At 75.1% G+C, this 6077-nt stretch carries 5 protein-coding genes; 1 reads left to right on the top strand and 4 read right to left on the bottom strand.

Going from position 1 to position 6077, the window contains the following annotated elements; translation table 11 throughout:
* The coding region (locus ACOJTC_RS21655; RefSeq protein WP_420118248.1) for a class I adenylate-forming enzyme family protein at positions 1 to 1481 on the top strand (1481 nt) is incomplete at its 5' end.
* A gap of 7 nt (positions 1482 to 1488) precedes the next feature.
* Here the strand turns inward: ACOJTC_RS21655 and ACOJTC_RS21650 are convergent.
* The 4 genes from ACOJTC_RS21650 to ACOJTC_RS21635 are packed head-to-tail and all read right to left on the bottom strand — an operon-like array spanning position 1489 to position 6067.
* On the bottom strand, positions 1489 to 2160 hold the full coding sequence (locus tag ACOJTC_RS21650; protein WP_204923238.1) for a TRM11 family SAM-dependent methyltransferase: 672 nt from the start codon (positions 2158 to 2160) through the stop codon (positions 1489 to 1491).
* Positions 2160 to 3518 carry an MFS transporter gene (locus ACOJTC_RS21645; protein WP_420118247.1) on the bottom strand — a complete coding sequence of 453 codons (1359 nt, stop codon included), beginning with the start codon at positions 3516 to 3518 and terminating at the stop codon, positions 2160 to 2162. Before ACOJTC_RS21645 ends, ACOJTC_RS21650 begins: the two co-directional genes overlap by 1 nt.
* Complete coding sequence (locus ACOJTC_RS21640) at positions 3515 to 4777, bottom strand: hypothetical protein (protein WP_420118246.1); 1263 nt, start codon at positions 4775 to 4777, stop codon at positions 3515 to 3517. Before ACOJTC_RS21640 ends, ACOJTC_RS21645 begins: the two co-directional genes overlap by 4 nt.
* A complete protein-coding gene (locus ACOJTC_RS21635) occupies positions 4778 to 6067 on the bottom strand; it encodes an ATP-grasp domain-containing protein (RefSeq protein WP_420118245.1) in 1290 nt (429 codons plus the stop codon). It lies immediately after the preceding gene.
* Positions 6068 to 6077: the final 10 nt, after the last annotated feature.

Genomic DNA, 6077 nt, shown 5'->3' with positions numbered 1-6077 from the left:
GCCCCGGAGGGGGGGGGGGGGCCGGCCCCGGGCCGGGGGCCGCCGCGGGTGGGGTGCTGTGGCCGCAGCCCGTGCTGCGGCTGCTCACCACCGGTGGCGACCGGCCGGTCTTCGAGGACGGCGACCGGATCGTCGGCGCGGCCGAGCTGGCGGACCTGGTCCGGCGGATCGCCAGCGGGCTGCGGGCCGCCGGCATCGGGCCGGGTCGGGCGGTGGCGTTGCGGATCGGGGTCACCCCGGAGGCGCTCGCCGGTGTCCTCGCCGCGTTCACCGTCGGCGCGCGGGTGTCCGGCATCCGGCCGGAGCTGACCCCGGCGCAACTCGACCGGCTGCTCGCCAGCGACGACGCGTTGCTCGTCGACGACGCCCGGCTCGCCACGCTGGCGGGGACCACCGACGACGGCAGCCCGCTGGTCGCCGCCGGCCGGCCCGGCGACGTCGCCCGGATCACCTGGACCAGCGGCAGCACCGGCCATCCCAAGGGCTGCGCCCAGACGTACGCGGCGATGAGCGCGGCCTGGGCGGCCCACCCCGACCGGTGGCCACCGGCGATCGCCGAACTCGCCCCCCGGCTGGGGCGCTACCTGGTCTTCGGCTCGCTGAGCAGCCAGGTGATGCTGGAGTACGGCATCCTCACCCTGGCCGCCGGGGGCACCCTGGTCGCCGCCCGCCCGCCCGGATTCCCCGGCATGATCACCCGGCACCGGGCCACCGCGAGCGTGATCACCGTCGGCAAGCTGCACCAGCTCGTCCGGGACCAGCGCACCGACCCGGTCGACCTGGGCAGCCTGCGGGCGCTCGTGGTCTCCGGTTCCCCGCTCACCGCGTCCCGGCTCGCCGAGGCGCTCGACGTGCTCGGCCCGGTCGTCTTCCACGGCTACGGGCAGACCGAGACCGGGATGATCTCGATGGTCACCCCGGCCGAGCTGCTGGCCGACCCGCGCCGGCTCGCCTCGGTCGGGCGCGCCCCGGCGGTGGTCGACCTGTCCGTCCGGGACGCCGACGGCCGGCCGGCGACCGAGGGTGAACTCTTCGTCCGGACCCCGGCGCAGGCCGACGCCTACTGGGGCGACCCGGCCGAGACCGCCGAGGTGTTCACCGACGGCTGGGTGCGCACCCGCGACCTGGCCCGGTTGGACGCCGACGGCTACCTGCACCTGTCCGGCCGGGCCCGGGACGTGATCATCGTCAACGCCAACCTGGTGTACGCCGGCCCGATCGAGCGGGTGCTCGCCACCGACCCCGCCGTCGCCGAGGCGTACGTGGTCAGCCGCCCCGACGACGTCACCGGCGAGGCGGTGCACGCGTACGTGGTGCCGGCCGGCGGTGACCCGGTGGACGTCGACCGGCTGCGCGCCCGGGTCGCGGCGGCCCTGGGCGCGGCCGCCGTCCCGACGACCGTGGAGGTGATCGCCGGGGTGCCGGTGGGGCCGAGCGGCAAGCCGGACAAGCGCGCCCTGGGCGTGGGTGTCGGCTCCTGAGCGGCGGCTACCGCTTCCGCGCGACGAGCAGGTACTCGTGCCCCCGGTTGTTGACCATCGGGTCCCCCTCGGTGACCGGGCGCGGGTAGAGGTGGATGCGCTCGTCGCCGAGGGTGAGGTGACCGCCGAGCACCCGGCCGACGTCCCACGCCAGCGGCACGAACCGGTCGGCGACCCGCCGGTTCTGCACCGCGACGACCGCGTACGCGCCCCGCTTGAGCACCCGGGCCAGCGCGTGGAAGGCGTGGTCGAGGGCGGTCAGGTAGGCGGAGTAGTCGCGCAGCGCGTAGAACTGGCCGTCGACCGGGGAGTCGGTGTCGAGCGCGGTGCCGAAGTAGGGCAGGTCGGTGACGAGGAAGTCGACGCTACGGTCGGGCACCGGGGGCCGGCGGGCGTCACCGCAGATCATCACCTGGCCGGGGTACGCCTCCAGGCGGCGCGTCGCCTGCTTGGCCCGGTCCGGGGAGATCTCCAGGCCGATGCCGCGCCGGCCGGTGACCGAGGCAGCGACGAGGCTGGTACCCCACCCGGCGAACGGGTCGAGCACCAGGTCCCCCGGCCGGCTGAACTCGGTGATCAGGGGCGCGATCTGACTCACCCAGCCGCACTGGCCGGCGGCTGCCGGTGGCGCGTGCCGTGGATCGTCGCCGGTGAGGACCACCCAGCTGGCAACACCCATCAGTGACTCTCCCTGACTCGTACGGGGCCGGCGGCGGGCACGCCGCCGGGCGGATCAGTAGCGGCGGGACCGCCGGCCGGATCGGCGGCCGGACCGCCGTGGGCGGTGTCCCCGGGTGACGGCGGGGTCGGCCCGTCGGTCGCCGGCGGCGCGGCCGGCGCCCGGACCGCCGCCGGGGGCAGGTGGGGTTCGAGGCGCAGCACGCCGACCGCCGACACCACCACACCGGCCGCCAGCACGAGCCACATGCCGGTCGGCGACAGCGACAGCAGCGCGGTCAGCACCGCCGGCGCCAACGCGCCCGGCACCGCCCAGGACAGCTGGTAGACGGCGAGGTGCCGGCCCCGGGTCTGCTCGGGAGCCGCGTTGACCACCAGCGCGGACGCGGTCGCCCCGTGCAGGAGTTCCCCGACGGTGAACAGCGCGGTCGCGGCGAACACGCCGGCCAGCAGGACCGCGCCGCCGGCCGTCGCGCCGAGCACCGCGAACGACACGAACGACAGCCCGAACACGCCGGCACCGGCCGCCACGGCCCGGGACCGGCGGAACCGGGTCAACGCCCGGGTGACCGGGATCTGCGCCACCGCGATGCCGATGGTGTTCACCGCGTAGAGCGCGCCGACGAGCGAGGCCGGCTGCCCCAGGTGCAGCGTCACGTAGACGGGCAGGCTCACCGCCAGCACCATGTAGCCGAACGCGGTCGGCACGTTGAGCAGGGTGAGAGCGAGGAACGGGCGGTTGCGGGCCACCAGCCGGTAGCCCCGACCCTGCGTCGTCCGGGCGGTGCCGCCGGACCGGCGGTGCACGGGGATCGCGCGGATCAGCCCGGCCGCGACGGTGAAGGCGACCGCGCTGGTCAGCACGATCACGGTGAACGCCTGGTCGGCCCGCACCGTGAGCGCCGCCCCGGCCAGCAGACCACCCGCGCCGAGCCCGGCGTTGCGCAGGCTCCGCTGCGCGGCGATCAGCTTGTCCCGGGCGCTGCCGCTGGCGATCTCCGCGACCAGCGAGTGCACCGACGGGGAGAACGACACGTCACCGAACGCCACCACCAGCACGGCCAGGAACAGCGGCCCCGCCGAGTCGACCAGGGGATAGCAGGCGAAGGCGGCGGCGCGCAGCAGGTAGCCGCCCACCACCACGGCGCGTGCGCCGAACCGGTCGACGAGCACCCCGGTCAGCGGGTTGGCGATCAGGCCGAGCACCGCCGCCGCGCTGACGATCGCGCCGACCCGTCCCACGGACAGGCCGGTGCTGTGCTGGAAGTAGATCAGCGACAGCGGCAGGTACATGCCGCTGCCGGTGGCGTCGATCACCATCGCCGCCATGTAGCGGGCCTGGACTCCCCGGCCGGTCACGACGCCTCCCCGATCTGGATCTGCGCGGCGACCCGGTCGCCGAGGCGGCGTAGCCGCGCCTCGCACTCGACCCGGGTCGGGGCGGCGGCGACGGCGGCGGTGAGGAAGTCGGCCGACCCGGCGGCCGGCGGGATCACCTGCCCGGGCCGGGCCCAGCACCAGAACCGGCGGACCCACGGCTCGGTCGGCGGGCTGGGCACCGTGCGGACCAGCCCGGGACGTTTCATCATCAGCATCTGGCCGGACATGCTGCGCGGACGCGGGCGGGCGTCGCCGGTGAGCCGCTGCAACGCCGGTACGGGCAGTCCCAACTGGGTACGCAGCTCCGCCTCCGCCAGGTTGACGCCGAACATCACCTCGAACACCTCGCGGATCTTCGCCCCGCCGCTGCGGCAGGCGATCTCGCAGAGCACCAGCCGGTCGTCGGGGGTGTGGAACACCTCCGCGTGGAAGGCGTGGTCGGTGAGCCCACCGGGCCAACGGGTGAGGGCGGCCAGCACCCGGTCGACGAGGTCGAGCAGCCGCCCGGTGAGCGGGTCGTCCGGGTCGAGGGTGACGTCGATACGTGGGCCGGGATCGCTGCCGAACGAGGCGAGGTCGTACTGGTACTGCGACGGCCAGGCCAGCACGGTACGGCCGGCCCGGACGAACCCGTCGACGTGGCACATCCGGCCGGGCACGAACCGCTCGACGAGCAGGTCGTCGCGGTCGCCGTCGCGGTACAGCTCGTCCAGGTGGGCGGGCAGCTCCCCGGCGGAGCGCACGATGCGCAACCCGACGGAGTTGTAGCCGGCCCGCTGCTTGAGCACCACCGGGTACCCGTGGTCGGCCGCGAAGGCCCGTACCTGCCCGGCCGTGGTCGCCAGGGTGTGCGGGGCCACCTCGATGCCGGCGGCCACCGCCTGCTGCTTCATCAGCAGCTTGTCGCGGAACGGCCGGATGTCGGCGGGCCGGGGGCCCGGCAGCCCGAAGCGGGCCCGCAGCTCGGCGGCGAGTTCCAGGTCCGCCTCGTGCAGGGCGACGACGTGCCGGGGCCGGTGGCGGGCGGCGAGCGCGGTGGCGCGGGCCGCCACGTCCCGGTCGTAGTGGTCGAGCACCTCCAGGTGGGCCAGGCCGAGGGTGTCGGTCGGTATCTCCTCGCCGAAGGACTCGATCTTGTCGCGGGCGGCGAGCAGCACCGCCGGCTGGTCGTGGTCGGCCAGCCAGTCCCGGTACGGGAACGGCTCCAGCGGATTGCGGTGCAGGATCAGCACGCTCACCTACCCCACCGCCCCGGTCAGCTGGTGCACCTCGGCGACCCGGGCCAGGTGCACGGCACCCCGGTCGTCGCGGATGCGGATGCGGATGAACTCGTCGACGAGCCGCGCGCCCCGCTGTGCGGCGGCGACGACGGTGGGGCCGGTGACGGCGACCAGGCCGAGCCGGTCCCAGTTGTCCCGCAGCGGGCGCACCTCGTCGCCGGGCCGGGCACTGATCCGGACCGCCAGGACGTCGGGCTGGCGGGCCGCCTCCTGCACCCCCTCGACGGACAGCACCCGACCGGGTGGGCCGACGACGGCACGCACACAGCCCGCACCCCGGGGCGCGGGGCTGTCCGGCAACGGGTCGACCAGGCGGAACGGCCAGCCGACGGCGAGCCGGTCCAGGTCGATGCCGTACACGGCGCGGACGAGTTCGGGGATGGCGTCGCCGCCGTAGCGGTGGTGGCCCTCGATGATGCGGGCCCGGGTGCCGCTGAGGCGGACCTCGGTGTGGCAGGGGCCGTCGGTGAAGCCCAGGTGGTCGAGGAAGGTGCCGACGCACTCGCCGACCCGGTCCCAGGCGTCCTCGGTCAGCCGGGCCGGCACGGCGTGGCCGAGTTCGGCGAAGTGGCCCGGGTCGGTCATCTTCTCGGTGATCGTGACGACCACGTGCCGGCCGGCGAAGCTGAACGTCTCGACGCTGAACTCCCGGCCGTGGACGTACTCCTCCATCAGGAAGTCGTCGAGCACCAGCAGGGTCGACACCCGGTCGGTGCGGGTCCCCCGCAGCCGGCACACCTGCTCCCACACGGCCTCGTGTCCGGACGGGTCGTCGACCCGGAACACCCCGATGCTGGCGGTGGCGGCGGTCGGCTTCACCACGAACGGGTAGCCGTGCCGGACGCCGAAGGCGCGCAGGTCGTCGAAGTCGCGCAGGGGGGCCGCCGCGACCGCCTCGGCGTCGCGGCTGACCAGGTGGCGCCGCATGGCCAGCTTGTCCCGGAACCGGCGGGACACCGGGTAGCTGGTGCCGTCGAGGCCGAGCAGGTCACGGGCGCGGGCCGCGATGTCCAGGCCCGGCTCGGTCAGCGACACCACCTGGTCGATGCGCCACCGCTGGTGCAGCCGGGTCACGACCGGCGCGGTGAGCGTCCAGTCGGTGTAGTCCAGCACCTCCACGACGTCGGCCACCTGCCGCTGCCGTTCGGTGATCTTGGTGGGGTGCTGGAGCAGGAGCACCCGCAGACCGAGTTCCTTCGCCGCGACGGCGGTGTCGTCGACGCCACCGACGAGTAGCAGTGTCCGCACGGGACCGTCC

Origin of the sequence: Micromonospora sp. (assembly GCF_048594385.1) — a bacterium.
In the GTDB taxonomy this organism is placed as follows: domain Bacteria; phylum Actinomycetota; class Actinomycetes; order Mycobacteriales; family Micromonosporaceae; genus Micromonospora; species Micromonospora wenchangensis.
The sequence above is the reverse complement of the archived record's forward strand: the minus strand, read 5'-3'. Positions and strand labels throughout refer to the sequence as shown.